The organism is Amycolatopsis sp. (assembly GCF_036008905.1).
Lineage (GTDB): Bacteria > Actinomycetota > Actinomycetes > Mycobacteriales > Pseudonocardiaceae > Amycolatopsis.
On sequence record NZ_DASYMU010000213.1, the window covers coordinates 1 to 17,300 of the forward strand.

At 66.3% G+C, this 17,300-nt stretch carries 19 protein-coding genes and 2 tRNA genes; 6 read left to right on the forward strand and 15 right to left on the reverse strand.

The window, feature by feature from the left end; genetic code table 11:
* The 6 genes from VGP60_RS34335 to VGP60_RS34360 all read right to left on the reverse strand — a co-directional run.
* A partial coding sequence (locus tag VGP60_RS34335; protein WP_327552343.1) for a hypothetical protein occupies positions 1–225 on the reverse strand: 225 nt, incomplete at its 3' end.
* A 99-nt stretch (positions 226–324) separates the two neighbouring features.
* On the reverse strand, positions 325–813 hold the full coding sequence (locus VGP60_RS34340) for a hypothetical protein (RefSeq protein WP_327552344.1): 489 nt from the start codon (positions 811–813) through the stop codon (positions 325–327).
* Positions 814–927: 114 nt separating this feature from the next.
* Positions 928–1,218, reverse strand: coding sequence for a hypothetical protein (locus tag VGP60_RS34345; RefSeq protein WP_327552345.1), 291 nt, complete (start codon positions 1,216–1,218; stop codon positions 928–930).
* 233 nt (positions 1,219–1,451) lie between these two features.
* Complete coding sequence (locus tag VGP60_RS34350) at positions 1,452–3,017, reverse strand: DnaB-like helicase N-terminal domain-containing protein (RefSeq protein WP_327552346.1); 1,566 nt, start codon at positions 3,015–3,017, stop codon at positions 1,452–1,454.
* A complete protein-coding gene (locus VGP60_RS34355; RefSeq protein WP_327552347.1) occupies positions 3,014–3,232 on the reverse strand; it encodes a hypothetical protein in 219 nt (72 codons plus the stop codon). The genes VGP60_RS34350 and VGP60_RS34355 overlap by 4 nt, the downstream gene beginning before the upstream one ends.
* An 82-nt stretch (positions 3,233–3,314) precedes the next feature.
* Positions 3,315–3,521, reverse strand: a complete 207-nt coding sequence (locus VGP60_RS34360) for a helix-turn-helix domain-containing protein (RefSeq protein WP_327552348.1) — start codon at positions 3,519–3,521, stop codon at positions 3,315–3,317.
* 120 nt (positions 3,522–3,641) lie between these two features.
* Here VGP60_RS34360 and VGP60_RS34365 point away from each other — a divergent pair, with 120 nt between their 5' ends.
* Positions 3,642–4,136: a hypothetical protein gene (locus VGP60_RS34365; RefSeq protein ID WP_327552349.1), complete on the forward strand. Its 495-nt coding sequence runs from the start codon at positions 3,642–3,644 to the stop codon at positions 4,134–4,136.
* Positions 4,129–5,286, forward strand: a complete 1,158-nt coding sequence (locus tag VGP60_RS34370; RefSeq protein WP_327552350.1) for a tyrosine-type recombinase/integrase — start codon at positions 4,129–4,131, stop codon at positions 5,284–5,286. Before VGP60_RS34365 ends, VGP60_RS34370 begins: the two co-directional genes overlap by 8 nt.
* A 107-nt stretch (positions 5,287–5,393) precedes the next feature.
* Here the strand turns inward: VGP60_RS34370 and VGP60_RS34375 are convergent.
* From VGP60_RS34375 to VGP60_RS34395, 5 genes are all read right to left on the reverse strand, one after another.
* Positions 5,394–5,466 (reverse strand) — tRNA-Arg (locus VGP60_RS34375).
* A gap of 56 nt (positions 5,467–5,522) precedes the next feature.
* Positions 5,523–5,612: transfer RNA gene (locus tag VGP60_RS34380), tRNA-Ser, on the reverse strand.
* A 67-nt stretch (positions 5,613–5,679) separates the two neighbouring features.
* The gene (locus tag VGP60_RS34385; protein ID WP_327552351.1) at positions 5,680–7,392 is read right to left on the reverse strand and encodes a phosphatidylglycerol lysyltransferase domain-containing protein; all 1,713 of its coding nucleotides are present in this window, start codon (positions 7,390–7,392) and stop codon (positions 5,680–5,682) included.
* A 37-nt stretch (positions 7,393–7,429) separates the two neighbouring features.
* On the reverse strand, positions 7,430–9,412 hold the full coding sequence (locus tag VGP60_RS34390; protein ID WP_327552352.1) for an acetoacetate--CoA ligase: 1,983 nt from the start codon (positions 9,410–9,412) through the stop codon (positions 7,430–7,432).
* A 72-nt stretch (positions 9,413–9,484) separates the two neighbouring features.
* Positions 9,485–10,114: a dienelactone hydrolase family protein gene (locus VGP60_RS34395; RefSeq protein ID WP_327552353.1), complete on the reverse strand. Its 630-nt coding sequence runs from the start codon at positions 10,112–10,114 to the stop codon at positions 9,485–9,487.
* A gap of 97 nt (positions 10,115–10,211) precedes the next feature.
* On the opposite strand from VGP60_RS34395, the gene hisC reads away from it, so the two are divergent.
* Positions 10,212–11,276: a histidinol-phosphate transaminase gene (gene hisC / locus VGP60_RS34400; RefSeq protein WP_327552354.1), complete on the forward strand. Its 1,065-nt coding sequence runs from the start codon at positions 10,212–10,214 to the stop codon at positions 11,274–11,276.
* Positions 11,277–11,289: 13 nt separating this feature from the next.
* Here the strand turns inward: hisC and VGP60_RS34405 are convergent, their stop codons facing one another.
* The 3 genes from VGP60_RS34405 to VGP60_RS34415 form a co-directional block, all read right to left on the reverse strand.
* Positions 11,290–12,057 carry a sulfite exporter TauE/SafE family protein gene (locus VGP60_RS34405; RefSeq protein ID WP_327552355.1) on the reverse strand — a complete coding sequence of 256 codons (768 nt, stop codon included), beginning with the start codon at positions 12,055–12,057 and terminating at the stop codon, positions 11,290–11,292.
* Between the two features lie 70 nt (positions 12,058–12,127).
* Entirely contained in the window at positions 12,128–12,592 is a 465-nt protein-coding gene (locus VGP60_RS34410) for a DUF1203 domain-containing protein (protein ID WP_327552356.1), read from the reverse strand.
* Positions 12,593–12,609: 17 nt separating this feature from the next.
* A complete protein-coding gene (locus VGP60_RS34415) occupies positions 12,610–13,932 on the reverse strand; it encodes an MFS transporter (RefSeq protein WP_327552357.1) in 1,323 nt (440 codons plus the stop codon).
* A 101-nt stretch (positions 13,933–14,033) separates the two neighbouring features.
* Here VGP60_RS34415 and VGP60_RS34420 point away from each other — a divergent pair, with 101 nt between their 5' ends.
* Together VGP60_RS34420 and VGP60_RS34425 are read left to right on the forward strand one after the other, a co-directional pair.
* Positions 14,034–14,732 carry a FadR/GntR family transcriptional regulator gene (locus tag VGP60_RS34420; protein WP_327552360.1) on the forward strand — a complete coding sequence of 233 codons (699 nt, stop codon included), beginning with the start codon at positions 14,034–14,036 and terminating at the stop codon, positions 14,730–14,732.
* Between the two features lie 42 nt (positions 14,733–14,774).
* A complete protein-coding gene (locus VGP60_RS34425; protein WP_327552361.1) occupies positions 14,775–15,587 on the forward strand; it encodes a class I SAM-dependent methyltransferase in 813 nt (270 codons plus the stop codon).
* Between the two features lie 139 nt (positions 15,588–15,726).
* On the opposite strand, the gene VGP60_RS34430 is transcribed toward VGP60_RS34425, so the two are convergent.
* The gene (locus tag VGP60_RS34430; RefSeq protein ID WP_327552358.1) at positions 15,727–16,224 is read right to left on the reverse strand and encodes an FBP domain-containing protein; all 498 of its coding nucleotides are present in this window, start codon (positions 16,222–16,224) and stop codon (positions 15,727–15,729) included.
* Positions 16,225–16,323: 99 nt separating this feature from the next.
* On the opposite strand from VGP60_RS34430, the gene VGP60_RS34435 reads away from it, so the two are divergent.
* Positions 16,324–17,300, forward strand: a 977-nt coding sequence (locus VGP60_RS34435; RefSeq protein WP_327552359.1) for a HAMP domain-containing protein, incomplete at its 3' end; no start/stop codon positions are given.

Sequence of the window (17,300 nt, forward strand, 5' to 3'; positions counted from 1 at the left end):
GACGCCGTCGAGCTCGGTGAGGTCCCGCACGAAGTCCTGTGCGTTGATGCCCCAATAGCCGATCTCGTCGAACAGGTAGATGACGGCCGTGCCGGTGATGTTGCGGATGTCGTACCAGCGACCGGGCTTGTCCCCGGCGCGGTCAGCGAACTGACTTTTTGCTCGCTGGTACGCGGCTCCGGGCCGTACCGCGGCGACGGTCTTCGGCCTTCGATTATGGGTCATGACGACGGTTCCTTCCGTGGATGGCGTGTGAGAAACCCGTGATACGCCTTGCGTTTCCGCTGGTCAGAGCGTCCAAATAGGACGGCATCTGATGATGGATCAGGCGAGATCTCCCATGCTCACGCCGTTGATCTGGTAGTTGAGCTGCACGGTGCCGCTGAGGTCGAGCGCCTGTTTGACCGACACGTCGAGGCCGAGCAGTCGGGCGCGGCGCTCCTCGATCCGCAACAGGCGGTCGATCGCGGCGAGCTTCGGGCCGTCGTCGAGCAGAGGCTTGCCGGTCTCGGGGTGCAGCACGACCTTGCCGTGCGACACGGTGACGTGGTCCGCCTTGAGGACCTTCCACGCCGCGCGAGTGAAGGCGTCGAGGCATTCGATCTGCACCGTGCGGTGCATGTCGACGGTGATGGCGAGTTCCTCGCGCTCGATCTCCAGGGCGCGGGTGACATCGGTGCACGCGGCACCGCGGCTGGCGTAGCCGAGCTCGTCGGCGACCTGCTGCCACGTGAGGCCCTGGGAGCGGAGCTTGATCGCCTCCGCTCGACGGCGTGCGACCTCGATCTGTTCGGCGGCGTCAGGCTTGGTCATGTTCGCTCCCTTGTGTTCGCAAGACGTGGTTCTCGATGTGCTCGAGCAGTTCGATGAGGGCCAGGTGCTCTCCGCAGCGGGAGCACGGGTACTGGCCTGCGTCGCCGTTGGCGTTCACGACGTGCCTGCGGGGCAGTCGTCGGTGTGGGTGTGTACAGCTCCCCAGTCGGGCAGCGGGAGGCTGATGACGATTTCGAGGGCGGCGGGGGCATGGCAGGTGGGGCAGGGCCCGACGTGCCGTAGGGCACCGGCGACGTCTTCGGCGGGGACGAGGAGTCGACGGCCTCGGAGGTGCGTGAGCTTGGCCGCGTGGCGGCGTTCGACGCCGGCGGTTCGGGCCGCGGTGAGTTGCTCGCGGACCTGACGGGAGTGGGCCCGGCGACCGGGCTGCGGGTTCTCGTCCATCGGGTCTCCTCTACGTAAAGGGGGATCAGTGACAAACATGGTGAACATGGATCTGACCTGGTCTTTTGCAGTGACGAACATGGGGTTGTCGAGTGACGAACATGACGAACATGCAGGGTCTTGTTCGTCACAAGGCCCCGCATGTTCGTCACCGACAGCGCGCCGAACGGCGCAGGTCGCGGGCATGTTCGTCATGCACACCATGTGCGTCGTGCGTGTAGGGGCAGTGGTGCTCATGGCGCGTCCTCGGCGGGGATCGCATCGGGGAGGTACCAGTGCGATACGCGGTCCTTGGCGAAGCCTGAGTGCTTGGAGACGATGCCGAGCTTGCGTTTGGCCCGATCCATCGACGAGAAGCTGAAGCCTTCTTTGGCGGCAAGCTTTTTGATCTCCGACGCGCGGTCGGAGCCACCGACGTCGATCAGGTAGTCCCTGAGCCAGGAGACGGTCTCGCTGGTTTCCTGGCTTGCGCCGGGCGAGTTGTCCTCGCGCATGACGTCGCGGACCGAGCTGGTGGTTTCCGGGCCGAGCACGAACTGGGAGACGTACGAGGGCCCTTCTTCGGTGTCGACCGTGACGGGCTGGATCGTGTACTGGTGACCAGGCAGCTGAAGGCGGCCGAGGTTGTTCTTCTCCAGTGACATAACGTACTCGGCGCCACCGTCTTCGCCGTCCTGTTGGGCGAACGCAATCAGGCAGCGGATGAGCTGGCCGAAGGCTCCGGATCCAGCGACGCGGGTGAGTGGGTCGCTGCCGCCGCTCTTGGTGAAGTGCGCCAGGCCGAGGATGGTGAAGCAGTGCTTGTCCGCGGCGGCGACGAGCGGTTCGAGTGCGGCTCGGACTTCAGCTGCGCGGTAGTCGTTGATGCCCTTGTCGATCAGCGACAGCAGTGGATCGGCGATCACAAGGGCGATGCCGTGCGCCTCGGCTACCTCGCCGAGCAAGGACGTATCGGTGGGCAGCGTGAGGCGTGCGTGCGCGTGCCCATCGTCGGTGACGTCGATGCGGTAGACGAAGTCCATGTTCGCCCCGGCGCCGAGCAGGCGGGGAGCGATTGTGTAGGACCAAGAGTCCTCGCTGGCTGCGTAGATGACGCCGCGCGGTTTGCCGTAGAGCTCGCCGGGCAGCTCGCCGCGGGTGATGCGGGCGGTGACCCAGGTGGCGAACTGAGACTTGCCGAGGCCAGGCCCTCCGGCGGCGAGTGCCAGAGAATTCATTGGTATGCGCCCGTGCGAGGTGGGCAGGGCGCCGAACGGGGTTGTATCCCAGAGCCATCGGACGGGCCGGATGCGGATCGCGGAGGCCGGCGTGAGGACGAGTCCCCGGGCAGGCTTTACATACGGCGTGTCGGCCGCCGCGGAAGCGATGACCTCACCAGTGCGGGCGAGAATCTCATTGAGCTGGTCGGCGTCGAGATTCGGCAGCGCCAGGTCGCGCACGGCGTTGCCGAGAGCTTCCTGGGCTCGACGGTGAGCGGCCTTCTTTGCCACGATCTCGATGTGGTGCTCGATGTCGACCGTCGTGGGAGAGCTGGCAATCAGGGTGTGGAGGTACAGCTGGGTACCGACTCGCGCAAGTTCGCCTCGCCGTTCCAATTCGTCAGCGACCGTGATGTGGTCGACGCGATGCCCATCGTCAGCGACCTGGACGGCAGCGCGATAAACCACTTGGTTCTTAGGGACATAAAAGTCCTCAATGGACAGTCTGGCTCGCACCTTGGCCAGCGCGGATACAGCTTGCAGGGCGGCGCCAAGGACGGCTTGCTCGGCGGCTTCATCCTGCGGTGGCTGCGCCGTCATGCGGCATCTCGCAGGCAGCGCTGCAGCTCGTCGCGCACGGTCTCGGAGGTGAGGCCGCGGCGCTGCAGGTGAGCCCAAGCGGCACCGCACGCGCGCAGCACCCCCGCGCGTCGGACCCGCGAGATATCCTCGACGCGGATCGTGGCACGGTTCGGATCGGTGGTTTCGGAGGGCTCCCAGACGGATGACTGGGGGCCTTCCTCACGTTCGGACACTGACGTGCCCCTCTCGTCTTCTGATCGCTGGTCAGATGGAGCCGTTTTTAGGGCGTCTGACCTGTGGTGATTGGTGGTCGTCTCACGCCGTCTCACGGGCTGGCTCGTCTTCAACCAGCGCGAGGATCGATGCGGTGACCACGCGGTATCGACGACCCACCCGGATCACCCGCGCAGGGAATTCCCCGCGCCGAGCCAGTTCGTAGGCGTACGACCGGCTGATACCGAGCGCTCGCGTTGCGGCTTCCGTCAGGTCGACCGTCGCCGGCCACAATTTGATCTCTGCCACCGACGCGGCAGCACCGTTCTCAGCACGGAGATCTCCATGCCTTGCACTAATGATTTCTGGCATAGCACGGAGTGTGGCAGAGCTTTGCAATCCGTGCAAGGTGCTGTAATCTCCGTGCTCATGACGGAATGGCAACGGCCCAGCGAGATCGTCGGAAACCGAGTGAAGGCGATTCGACAAGGTCGAGGCTGGTCGGTGCGACGGCTGGTTGATGAATGCAATGCCGTTGGCTGGACAGTGACCACGTCACAGATCGAGAACCTTGAAGGTGTGCAACGCCGCGGCCGCAACGAACGTCGACGGGTCTCGGTCGACGAGCTGCTGGCGCTGGCGTATGTGCTCAAGGTTCGGCCAATCGACATCGTGGTTCCCGGTGATGCACCGGACGACGAGCCCTACAAGATCGCGCCCGAGGTCACCATCACGGCAGCCACTGCGCGCAGCTGGCTCGCCGGCGGCTTCCTGAACGATGCCGAATGGGTCGCCGAGATGTCTGAGTCCATGAAGTGGATGCCCCCAGAGGAGGCCCACAACTTGATGATGCAGGCCCTGGCCGAGGCATCTGAACCTCTGAAGCCGGAGGAACGAGAGAAGGGAAAGGAGACAAGTGGCTGACCCCATCAAGAAGGTCACGCTGAAAAGCGGGGCGGTGAGATACAGATTCGTGGTCGACATCGGCGCCGACCCGGTGACCGGCAAGCGACAGCAGAAGACCTACACGTACGACCTGAAGCGTGAGGCGATCGCCGAGCGGTCGCGGATCCTGAGCGAGACCGCGCAGGGAACGTACATCCGGCCGTCCAAGCAGACGCTGAACGAGCACCTCGACGAGTGGTTGCCGCCGGTCGTGCGGGATCTCGCCGAGAACACGAAGTCGAGCTATGTCGGCGCGTTCCGGCTCGTGCGGGAACGGCTCGGGCACAAGGAGCTGCAGAAGCTCACCAAGAACGACATCGAACAGCTGGTGACGTTCATGCTCACCAGCGGCCGCAAGCGCGGCGGCCCGGTCGGCTCAGGCCTGTCAGGTCGGTCGGTGGCGCTCACCCTGGGTCGGCTCACGGCGGCGCTGGAGAGCGCTCAGCTCGAAGGCAAAATCCCACGGAACGTGGCCAAACTGGTCAAGCCGCCGGCGCACACCAAGAAACCCCAAGGCACCTGGTCGAAGGCTGAGGTTCGGAAGTTCCTTGGCACAGCAGGAAAGGAGCGCCTGCACGCCGCGTGGCGCATGAGCCTGTACGGCCTGCGCCGCGGTGAGGTGCTCGGCCTGAGGTGGGCCGAGGACGTCGACCTCGACGGCAAGACGATCACCATCAACGAAACCCGCGTGCTGGTCGAGTACAGGGTGATCGTGAAGCCGCCGAAGTCCGACAACGGATTGCGCACCTTGCCCCTCGACGACGAGATGGTGTCGGCGTTGCGTGCGCTCAGGGCGCGCCAGGCTGCCGAGAAGCTCGCGGCCGGACCGGCTTACGTGGATAGCGGGTACGTCGTGGCGGACGAGCTCGGCGAGCCGGTGCATCCGGAGAACTACTCCGATGAGTTCGAGCGTGTGCTGAAGCGCGCTGGTGTGCCGCGGATCGTGCTGCATGGTGCGCGGCATACGGCCATCTCGCTGATGGAGAAGTCGGGCGTTCCGATCTCCATCATCAGTAAGTGGGCTGGCCACTTCGACGTGAAATTCACCTACGGCGCATACGTTCACGCGGAGGCCGAGGATCTGCACGAGGGAACGGCCGCTCTCGGCAAGCTATACAAGATCAACTAAACAGTGTGAGAAATTGTGAGACAACGGGCCCAGACAAAGGAAAGAGCCCCAATCTCACCGGAGTGAAATAAGGGCTCTGACCTGCTAACTACTGTCTCAACCGTGCGTGCGCCCGAAGGGATTCGAACCCCTAACCTTCTGATCCGTAGTCAGATGCTCTATCCGTTGAGCTACGGGCGCATGTTCAGTTTTCAGTTCTTCGGTTATAACCTAGCACTCGCCTGAGCGAGCACCAGCGGAGGCTCCGGGATTTGAACCCGGGAGGGGGGGTTACCCCCAACCGCATTAGCAGTGCGGCGCCATAGACCAGACTAGGCGAAGCCTCCCGGACCAATTGCCACTGCCGAGATAGATTACACAGTGCTGCCGGGGCCCCAAAACCCACCCCCTGAGTTACCGCCGGAGCAACCGCAGGAGGCGGGGCGAGCGGCCGCCGAGGCCCTCGGCTTCGAAGACGGCGACGCCGACTCTGGGCAGCTCACGGACCCCGGGGTACGCCAGGTACCGGGGCACCCACCTGGGGTGGAACTTCTCATTGAAGCGGTAGAGGCTCTCGATCTGGATCCACCGGGACGCCAGGCGGATGACCTTCGCGGCGGTCTTGGCGACTGGGCCGGCGCCGATTCGGGTGCCTTGCTCCAGGAGGGCTCTAAAGGCGGCGAAGTTGAGGGAGACGTGACGGATCTCATGGTCGCGCAGGGCGAGTAGGAGTTCCGAGATCATGAGCTCGTTGACGCCGTTGTCGGCGGCGCGGTCTCGGCGCATGACGTCCATGGAGAGGCCGGCGGTGCCCCAGGGGACGAACTGCAGCAGGCCGCGCACCTCGCCGCCCTGTTCAGCGGTCACCAGCACGGACCCCGGGTCGCCCATGCGTCCCAGCGCCATCGAGAAGCCGCGTTCCGTATCTGTTCCGCGCCAGCGGGCGGCGAGGGTCTCCAGTTCGGGGAGTTCGCCGGGTTTCAGATCTTCGGCCTTGCGGATGAGGACCTTGTAGCCCGCGCGCTTCGTGCGGGAGACGGCTTGGCGGACGCCGCGCATGATGCGGCCTTCCAGGGTGAAGCCTTCGACGTCGACGATGGCTTCGTCGCCGATCTCCAGGACTTCGAGGTCGAACCGGGCCCAGACGGTGGCGCCGAGTTCCGAGGCGCCCATGACCGCGGGGACCCAGCCGTGGCGGCGGCAGACTTCGAGGTACTCCTCGATGGCGCCGGGCCAGGCTTCGTGGTCGCCCAGCGGGTCGGCCGAACACAGCGCGACGCCGGCGATGACGCGGTAGGTCAGCGCGGCTTTGCCGGAGCGGGAGAAGACCGCGAACTTGTCGTGGCGCAGGGCGAAGTAGCCGAGCGAGTCTCGTTCGCCGTGCTCGTCGAGGAGCGCGCGCAGGCGTTCGAGTTCCTCTGTGGACAGTTGCGGGGACGGTTCCGCTGACCGAAGCAGGAAGTACGACGCCAGCAGGATCGCGCCGAGGCCGAACAGCAGCCCGACGGACGCCGTCAGGTCGTCCAGCCACATCACGTGGAACACCGCGGGACCGCTGACGCCGAACAGCGCCAACGCGGCCTCCGACGCCCGCTGCGGGAACGTCATCGGATCAAGTACGGCCCGCGACGCCACCGAAAGCAGGATCAGGTTGATCACGAAACCGGCCAGCACGAGCTGCACGAAGACCCAGATCGCGCGCCAGCGGCCGGTCACCGGGTCCGGCAGCGCGACGAAGTACTTCCGGTTGGCCAGCAGGCCCACCAGAAGCACCACAGAGACCACACCAGCCCCAAAGACATGCCGGAGCCCCAGGTGCGACACGGTGAGCAGCACGGTCACGCACACGGCGAGTTGCCACGCGCGCCGCTTGCGCCTGCGGAGCCCGGCGGCCAGCAGCACCAGCAGGACGCCGGTGACCAGCACCATCGCCGCGGCCGCGGTGGTCGCGTCCTGCGGCAGCTCCAGCCACTCGCCGACGTGGCCGCGCAGGCTGCGGCGGCCGGCCGGGACCAGCACCGAAACCAGCGCCATCAGCCCGGCGAGCCTGGTCACCCAGGTGATCGCCAGCACCGACGTGGCCCCGGCCACCTGCCATTTCGCCTGCGCGCGAGCTCCCGTCACCACTGGATCAACGACAGCACCAGGTACATGCTTCCCCCTGTTACCGCCCCTTTGCCAGCTCCACGAACGGCCGCAGCGCATCCGGGTTGACGAGGGCGTCCCTGCTCACGGCCCTCTCGGGGGCGACCCCGGAGAGGATCTTCTTGACCGGCACCTCGCACTTCTTACCGTTCAAAGTACGGGGAACCTCACTCACCACGACGAATCGATCGGGTACATGCCGTGGTGACAATGCGCCACGGAGTTCCTTCCGCAGCATGGGCTCGATGTCCTCGAGCGTGGCGCCGTCGGCGAGCACGAGGAAGCAGAGCAGCTGGCCGTCCTCGTTCCCGGCGGCCGAGGTGTCGATGACCAGCGAATCCGCGACCTGGTCGAAGCCCTCGACGACCCGGTAGAACTCGGCCGTCCCCATCCGGACGCCGCCGCGGTTCAACGTCGAGTCGCTGCGCCCGTAGATCACGCTGGAGCCACGGGAGGTGATCCGGATCCAGTCCCCGTGCCGCCAGATGCCGGGGTACATCTCGAAGTACGCCTCACGCAGCCGCGAGCCGTCCTTGTCGTCCCAGAAGAACACGGGCATCGACGGCATCGGCTTGGTGACCACGAGCTCGCCGACCTCTTCGATCACCGGTTTCCCGGCTTCGTCATACGCCTCGACGGCGGCGCCGAGCGCGCGGCACGACAGCTCGCCGAGCCACACCGGCAGGTCCGGCGACGACGCGACGAACGCCGCGCACAGGTCCGTCCCGCCCGAAACCGAGCAGATCTGCACCCGGTTGCCGACCTCGTCGACGATCCACCGAAAGCCTTCGACACTCAGCGGCGAACCGGTCGAACCGAGGACCCGCAGCGCGGTCAGGTCGAATTCCTCGGCCGGCTTGATGCCCGCCTTCAGGCAGCTCTGGATGTACGGCGCGGAGGTGCCGAAGTAGGTGACGCGATGTTGTTCGGCCAGATGCCACAGGGTTTTCAGGTCCGGATGACCAGGGCTGCCGTCGAACAGCACGATCGTCGTCCCGACCAGCAGGCCCGAGATGAGGAAGTTCCACATCATCCAGCCGGTGGTGGTGAACCAGAAGAACCGGTCGCCTGGGCCCAGATCGTTTTGCAGCGCAAGGGCTTTGAGGTGTTCCAGCGTGATGCCGCCGTGCCCGTGGACGATCCCCTTTGGCAGCCCGGTGGTCCCCGACGAATAGAGCACCCACAGCGGATGCGCGAACTCGACCGGCTCGAAAGCCAGCTCGGCACCGGCGTTCTCGCTGAGCACGGTGTCCCAATCCAGCGTGCCTTCGAGCGTCCCGCCGCCGACGTAGTCGATGAGCAACGTCGCTTCGAGCGACGGGATCTGCTCGCGCAGCTGCTGCACGGTCGAGCGGATGTCGAACGACCGTCCATTGTAGACATGACCGTTGACCGCGACGAGCACCTTCGGCTCGATCTGGGTGAACCGGTCGGAGATCGCGCGCACCCCGAAGTCCGGTGAGCACGACGACCAGATGGCGCCGAGGCTCGCCGCGGCGAGGAAAGCCACCAGCGTCTGCGGGCAGTTCGGCGCGAGTGCGACGACCCGATCCCCCTTGGTGACGCCGACCGCCTGGAGGCCCGCGCGGGCGGCGGCCACCTGGGCGCGCAGTTTCCCGTACGTGAGCTGACCGGAAAGGCCGTCCTCGCGGTGGAAGATGATCGCGAGCTCGTCGTCGGCCTTGGCCGCGCCGGCGACCCCACCGGTGAGCGCGTGCTCGGCGTAGTTCAGCGTGCCGCCGGCGAACCAGATCGCCGTGGGCATCTCGCCCGAGAGGACCTCACCGGGCTGGTCGTGCCAGCGCATGCCGAGGAATTCCGCCACCGCGCCCCAGAATTCCGGTGCGCGGTCGACGGAGAACTCCCACAGCGACTGGTAGTCGTCCACCTCGACGTCGCGCTCGGCGCGGAGCCAGTGGCGGAACGCCTCGATCTTGGTATCGGCAACTCGGCTCTGCTCGGGGCGCCAGAGCACTTCGGGGGCATCGGCGTTGTGCGTCACCCGCCGATGTTAACCCCACCCGTCTCCCACCACCGCCCTCAACGGAGACGCTCCGCGCACTGCTTGATTTGGCTAACGCAAATGTGCATCGAACCAATCGAGCGTGCGCTGCCAGGCCTCAGCGGACGCACCAGGGTCGGCGTCGAAACGGTGGTTGGCGCCCGGATAACGCACCACGTTCGTGGCCACCTTTGCCGAAGCCGCCGCGTCCCGGAGCTGCTCGACCTCGATGGCGCCCGTTTCGTCCCCGGAGTCGCCGTACATCCCAAGCCACGGACTCGTCAGCTTGCCCGCGATCTCGACGAGCGTGGGCAACTCGGTGAAGCCCTGCCCGCCGACGCTCACCGCCGCCCCGAGCCGCCGATGCGACGCGACGACCAACGCCGCGGTGCCGCCGAGATCGAAGCCGACGACCCCCATCAGATCGGCCTCCACCCCGTGGTCGGTCAGCCACGCGACTGTGACGTCCGTCGCGTCCAACAGATCCTGGCTCGTGACGTCCTCGCCGGCGAAATGCGGCGCCACCGTCAGCCAGCCTTCGCTCGCGAGACTGGCAAGAAGAAGTTTGACGCCGTCGGTCACGCCTTCGGCTTCATGAAGCACCACCAGCCCGCCCCGGATAACGCCTTCCGGCTCAGCGAAGGTGAGCCGGGCGGTGCTGCCGTCGGCACGCTGGTAGTCATCGGTGTGGGTGAGGGTCATAAGAACTACTCAACCACTGACGGGTAAACAGGAGAAGGCCTAGCGAAACACCGTATACGGTGTTGCTGACCACCCGAGTGAAATTGGAGTCCCCGCCATGTCCGGTGTCCACGCCGTGCCCACCCGCGCTGACCTGGAGTCCCTGCCGCTTTACGTGGCCGGGCGCACCATTGCCGGGGCCATCAAGCTGGCCAGCAACGAGGTTCCGGGCGGGCCGCTGCCGAGTGTGGCGAAGGCCATCGCGGAAGCCGCTTCGGGAGTAAACCGCTACCCGGATACGGGTGCGCAGGGCTTGACGGACAGGCTCGCCAAGTCTCTCGGTTTCCCGGCGAGCCAGATCGCGATCGGTTGCGGCTCGGTTTCCCTGTGCCAGCAACTGGTGCAGGCGGTCTGCGCGCCGGGCGAAGAAGTCATCTACGGGTGGCGTTCGTTCGAGGCGTACCCGATCGTCGTCCAGGTCGCGAACGCGCAGAGCGTGCAGGTTCCCTTGAACGCCGAGCACGCCTTCGACCTCGACGCGATGCTCGCCGCGATCACCCCGAAAACGCGAATGTTGTTCGTGTGCAACCCGAACAACCCGACCGGCACGGCCGTGCGGCGTGAGGAACTTGAACGATTCCTCGACGCGGTGCCCGCGAACGTCCTTGTCGTACTGGACGAGGCGTACCGCGAATTCGTCACCGACACCGACGTGCCGGACGGCCTCGAGTACGTCCGCTCGCGCCAGAACGTCGCGGTACTGCGGACTTTCTCGAAGGCGTACGGCCTCGCGGGGCTTCGCGTGGGCTACGCGGTGGCGCCCGAGCACATCACCGCCGCGCTGAAAAAGGTTTACGTCGCCTTCAGCGTGAACATGGTCGCGCAGGCCGCGGCGATCGCTTCGCTGGACGCGCACGACGAGTTGATGGAGCGCGTCGCGGACATCGTCGGCGAGCGGGACAGGGTCCGTGCCGCGTTGCTGGAGGCCGGCTACGAGGTGCCGGAGACGCAGGCGAACTTCGTGTGGCTGCCGCTCGGCGAGCAGGCCGCCGCGTTCTCCGCGCACGCCTTGGACAACAAGCTCATCGTGCGGGCGTTCGCCGGCTCCGGCGTCCGCGTCACGATCAGCACGCCGGAGGAAAACGACCTCTTCCTCGCGGCCGCGCTGAGCTTTTCACACTGAGGGGCTTCCCCCGCTAGAACTCCTTCGCGACCAACTGCACGACGGCCGCCACCCCGATCACCACGATGGTGATGCGCAACACCACCGGGGAGAGACGGCGGCCGATCTTCGCGCCGAGCTGGCCGCCGATCGTCGAACCGACGGCCAGCAGCGCGACAACAGGCCAGCTGATCGGCGCGACGAACGCGTAAATGGTGCCCGCGATCACATTCACGACAGCGGCGAGAGCGTTCTTCACGCCGTTGAGCCGTTGCAGCGGTTCGGACAGCAGCATGCCCATGACGGCCACCAGCATCACGCCCTGCGCGGCGGTGAAGTAGCCGCCGTAGATGCCGATCAGGAAGATCAAGAACAGCAGCAGCGGCCCGCCACGGTGTTCGGTCCCGTTCGCCTCACGCCGTTTCGTCACCCAGCCGAACACCTTCGGTTGCACGATCACGAGCACCACCGCCAGCCCGACGAGCACCGGCACGATCTTCTCAAAGGCATCCTTCGGCAGCTTGAGCAGCAGGATCGTGCCGCAGATCGCGCCGAAGAACGACGCGATGGCGTACTTGACGAGCTGCGGCCAGTACCCCGTCAGCTCCTTGCGGTACCCGATCGCGCCGCTGATCGCGCCGGGCGCGAGCCCGATCGCGTTCGACGTCGTCGCCGTCAGCGGCGAATAGCCGAGCGCCACCAGAACGGGAAAAGTCACCAGGGTGCCGGAGCCGACCACCGCGTTGATGGCGCCCGCCCAGACTCCGGCCACCAGAATGATCGCGGCATGCCACCAGGTCATCGTGTCCTCACGCCTCGCACCCTAAGCAAGGCGAAGCATGACCGCTTAGTGGATGTGTTTAGTCAGACACTCACCCAGGCTGGACTGTGAACAGGTAGCAACCCGCCTTGGCGCTGCGGACGTGGATGTAGTCGATCTCCGGGCGGGCAAGCAAATCGGACAGTTCGGCCGCCGCCTCCGTGCCGTCGACCCGCGTCTCGAGGACCAGCTGCCGTCCGTCGCGGTAGGCGTCGAGCACCAGCGACTGCCGGACGAACTGCTCGGGGAACGACTCGCCGTCGTACGGCGTGCAGTCGCGCTCGTGCACGAACACCGGGCCCGGCAACGGAATGTCCTCACGCCCATGGAAGGCGTCGTAGGTGAAGAGGATCATCCGTTCCTCGCCCGGCTTGATCATCGTGAGGCACAGGCGGCAGGGCGCGGTTCCCTCGATGTCGTCGTTCCACGCCGGGTGGCCGTAGCCGGGCGCGAGCAGCGTCGAGCGGACTTCCTTAGCCACGGCCTGATCCATCGGGACAACCTGAATTCCAGTCATACCAACAAGTTTGATAGCTAGTGGGCCGGGTCGCTGGCGGCTTTCGGACTCGGTGCTATGAGTCCGTTGCCGAGCAGTCCGCTTAGGACAGCTCCCGCGATCATGACCACGCCGATCGTCACGAGTCCCCATTTGCTCGAGCCGAACAGCTCGGTCATCCAGCCGACCCAGTACGGCCCGAGGAACCCCGACAGGTTCCCGATCGAGTTGACCACACCGATCGCGCCCGCCACCGCGGCGCCGGAAACGAACGCGGGCAGCAGTGTCCAGAAGCACGGGAACGCCGCCATCACGCCGATCGCGCAGGCGCAAAGTCCCGCGTAACCGAGCCAAGGCGCCGACGTGAGGAACGCCGACACGGTCAGCGCGACACCGCCGATGGCCATCGGCGCGACCGTGTACAGCACCGAACGACCCGTCCGATCGCAGCGCCGACCCCACAGGATCATCGCGATCGCGCCGACCAGATACGGCAACGCTGTGAGCAACGTGACAGTGAAGTTGTCCTTGATCGCCAGGCTGCTCTTGAGGATCGTCGGCATCCAGAACCCGAGTCCGTACAAGCCGAACGCGAGCGCGAAGTACACCAGCCCGAGCCCGATGACCCTCGGATGTACCAGCGCCTTGCGCACCGGGAGCGGGTTTCGCTCCGACGTCGCCGCGTTCTCGGCGGCGAGGGTGTCCTCGATCCAGTCGCGTTCGTCCGTGGTCAGCCACTTGGCCTTCGCGGGCCGGTCCGGCAGCAGCCAGAGCAACAGGAACCCGAGCAACACCGACGGCAGGCCTTCGACGAGGAACAGCCAGCGCCAGCCGCTCAGGCCCCAGACGCCGTCGAGCTTGAGCAGCAGCCCGCCGACCGGGGCGCCGATCGCCGTCGACAACGGCACGGCGACCATGAACAGCCCCGTGACCGTGCCCCGGCGCGCGGCCGGGAACCAGTACGTCAGGTACAGGATCATGCCGGGGAAGAAACCCGCTTCGGCGACACCGAGCAAGAATCGCAAGACGTAGAAGCTGACCTCGCCCTGGATCGCCGCGGACCCGGCCGCGACGATGCCCCAGACGACCATGATCCGGGCCATCCACCGGCTCGCGCCGACGCGATGCATGATCAGGTTGCTGGGCGCGTCGAGCAGGATGTAGCCGAGGAACAGCAGGCCGGCGCCGAAACCGTACGCCGTGGCGGAGAGGCCGAGCTCGGCGTTCATGGTCAGCGCGGCGACGCTGAGATTGGTCCGATCGAGGTAGGCGAAGAAGTAGCAGACGGCCATCAGCGGCACGAGCCTTCGCGTCGCTTTCGCCAGCGCGCTGCGTCCGACCGGGCTTTCAACTGTTGTCATGGGGCCTCCGGTCCAGTGGTAAGACCAATTTGGTCCACTGGAGCCGTGCTGGCAAGATTCGTCCGGTGGTCAGCGAAGGGCAGCCCCCCGAAGTGCACGAGGTGCGCTCCGAGCAGGTCTGGAGCGCCACCGTCGATCATCTGCGCACGCTGATCGACTCCGGGCAGCTGCCGGCCGGGTCACGGCTACCCGCCGAGCGCACCCTCTGTGACCAGCTCGGCATCAGCCGCGGGTCGCTGCGCCAGGCGTTGCGGGTGCTCGATTCGATCGGGTACGTCAACATCCGCGCGGGCTCCGGCACCTACGTGCGCGACCACGAAAACGTCGCGCAACGGCCGTTGCGGAGCTGGTTCCAGGAGCACGAGCAGCTCGTCGAGAAGCTGTTCGACCTGCGCACGACCGTCGAACCGACGCTGGCCGAGCGGCTCGCGTACCAGCACACCCCGCGCGTGGTGAGCAAGCTGGAGAGCAACGTCGCCGAGATGGAACAAGCCGCGGCCGACGGCGACATGCTGCGCGTGATCGCGACGGACGCGGAGTTCCACCGGGTGATCGCCGGGAACGCGGGCAACGACGACGTCGCCGATCTGCTGCGTTCGGTGTTGTCGCTGGTCGGTGAGGAGCGCCGGGCGGCGCTGCGGCTGCCGGGGCAGATCCGCAAGGCGGTACACGAACATCGCGAGATCCTCGACGCCATCCGGCGTTCGGACCCGACTGCCGCGCGTGAAGCCACCCTGCGGCATCTGAACGACGCGAAGAATTCCTTCCACGACTTCACCGCCACCGAGGATCGGGTATAGCATTTTCAGAAGGTTGTGAAACTTCTGAATGGGGCGATCGTGATGGAGAAGGTCCACTTCACCGAAGAGCAATCCACGAACCTGGCGACGCTGTACGGCCGGGCGATGGACAGCCGCTTCGACGACCCGATCCTGGCCGATCCGACGGCCGAGGAAACGGTCAGCCGCATCGACTACGACTTCACGAAGTTCGGCATGGGCACCGACCAGGCGCTTTCGATCGTCATGCGCGCGAAGCTGTTCGACGACTGGTCGCGTGAGTTCCTCGCCGCGAACCCCACGGCGACCGTGCTGCACCTCGGCTGCGGGATGGACAACCGGGTGTTCCGCCTTGACCCGCCGCCGACCGTCCGCTGGTTCGACGTCGACTACCCGGACGTCATCGAACTGCGGAAACAGGTCTACCCGGAGCGCGAGAACTACACGCTGGTCAGTTCGTCGGTGACGGACCTGGCCTGGCTGGACGAAATTCCCGCGGACCGGCCGACGCTCGTCGTCGCCGAGGGCCTGACGATGTACCTCGATCCCGCGGCGGGCGAGAAGCTGCTGCGGACCATCGCGGAGCTGTTCCCGCGCGGCGAAATGATGTTCGACCTCTACGGGCGGCTCGGCATCAAGGCACAGAAGCTGAACCCGATCGTCCGGCGCGCCGGCGCGACCCTCACCTGGGGCGTCGACGACCCGAAGGACCTGGAGAAACTCGGCCTGACCCTCGTCACGAACATGGACGCGACGGACTTCGCCACCCCGGACACCCTCGCGCGCATGTCGAAATCCGCCGCCCTCCAGCTACGCCTGGCGAAACTTCTCCCCTTCGTCCGCCGCATGGGCCACGTCGTCCGCTACCGCTTCTGAGCTTCCGAATATGTCGACAACTTATTCGGCCCGATCTCCAGAATATGCCGACATATTCCGCGGTGTTGAGACTTGGGGAGTCTCATGGGACTCATGGGGCATTTGTGAACTTCAGAAGTTGTCGACATATTCGGAAGTTCTAGCGGGTTTCGAGGACTTGGGTGACGAAGCGGTGGAGTTTCGTTTCCATGCGGGCGATGCGCTCGTCGACCGTCAGGTGCTCGGCGGGCTGGATGGCGTCCGGCTGCAGCTTGCCGCGGAGGTAGCGGCAGCACTGGAGGTTCGCGCAGAGGTACGTGCCGAGCGTGTTGCCGTCCTTGCCGGACTGCCCGGCGCGGCGGCTGGAAAACAACGACAGGTCCGCGAGACCGTGGACCGTCCCGCAGAACCCGCACATGCCGCTCTTCAGCCGGCTGGTCGGCTGGTCGGCCGCGCGGAGCGACAGCCCGACGACCTCGTCTTCGTGCCAGAGGACGACGTACGCCCGGCTCGCCGCCTTGGGATCACGCCAGCCGAGGAACTCCAGCTCCGGCCACGGGATTTCGACCGCGCGGGCGGGCAGCGTCAAGCCCTTCGCCTCTCCCTTGGAGCAGTTGACGAAGGACTTCCTGATCTCGGGTTCGCCGAGCGGCTTCACGGGGTGTTCCTTACCTGGTGGCTGATGATCCGTCCGGCAGCGTAACCAGCGGCGCCGCGTCGCGCCTGCGTATTTCCGCCGAACCCATACCATCAGTTCGTGCGCAAATATGCCCAGTTGGGGAGGTTCCGGCAGGTTCTGCGGACCAGCCTGGGCTTCGCCGCGCTCGGTCTCGGCTCGAGTGTCGCCGGTTCCGGTGTGGTCGCGTTGCTGCTGGTCCTGCAGGGCATGCCACGGGAAATCGGTGACCAAGGCTGGGTTCTCGGCGTCACGGCCGCCGGAATCGTCACGCTCGCGCTGCTGGTCGGCACCGCGTGGACGGCGTGGCTGCAACGCCGCACCGCGATCTGGTTCGTCCTCGGCCGCGCGCCGACACAGGCCGAAGCCCGCCGCGCACTGCGGCTGCCGGTCGACATGACGACGGTGAGCGGCACGTTGTGGCTCATCGGCACCATTTCGCTCGGTTCACTGGCGTGGATCCTCGGCTCCGCCGTCGACGCGGTCGGCGTGACGCTGACGATCCTGCTCGGCGGGCTCACCACCGTCGGCGTCACCTACCTGGCGGCGGAGTGGGTGGCGCGCCCGGTGATGACGCTGGCGCTGGCAGTCACCCCGCCGAAGGGCGCCTTGCCGACGACCGTGCTCACGCGGCTCGTCGTGACGTGGGCGCTCGCCAGCGGAGTGCCGCTGCTCGGCGTGCTCCTGGTCGTCACGCAGCCGGATCCCGGCGCCCGCAACCAGGAAGCCAGCCTGATCTGGCTTTCGGTGATCGGCCTGATCGTCGGCGCGCTCTGCACCGCGTTGCTGGCGCGCGCGGTCGCCACGCCGCTGCACCAGCTTCGGCTCGCGCTCGATTCCGTCGCCCGCGGCCACACCGACGTCAGCGTGTCCGTCAACGACTCCAGTGAGATCGGCATGCTCCAAACCTCGGTCAACGACCTGGTCGCCGGGCTGCGTGAGCAGGATCGCATGCGGGACCTCTTCGGCCGGCACGTCGGCGCGGACGTCGCCCGCCACGCGCTGGAGTTCGGCGCTTCGCTGTCCGGGGACGTCCGCGAGGTGACGGCGTTGTTCGT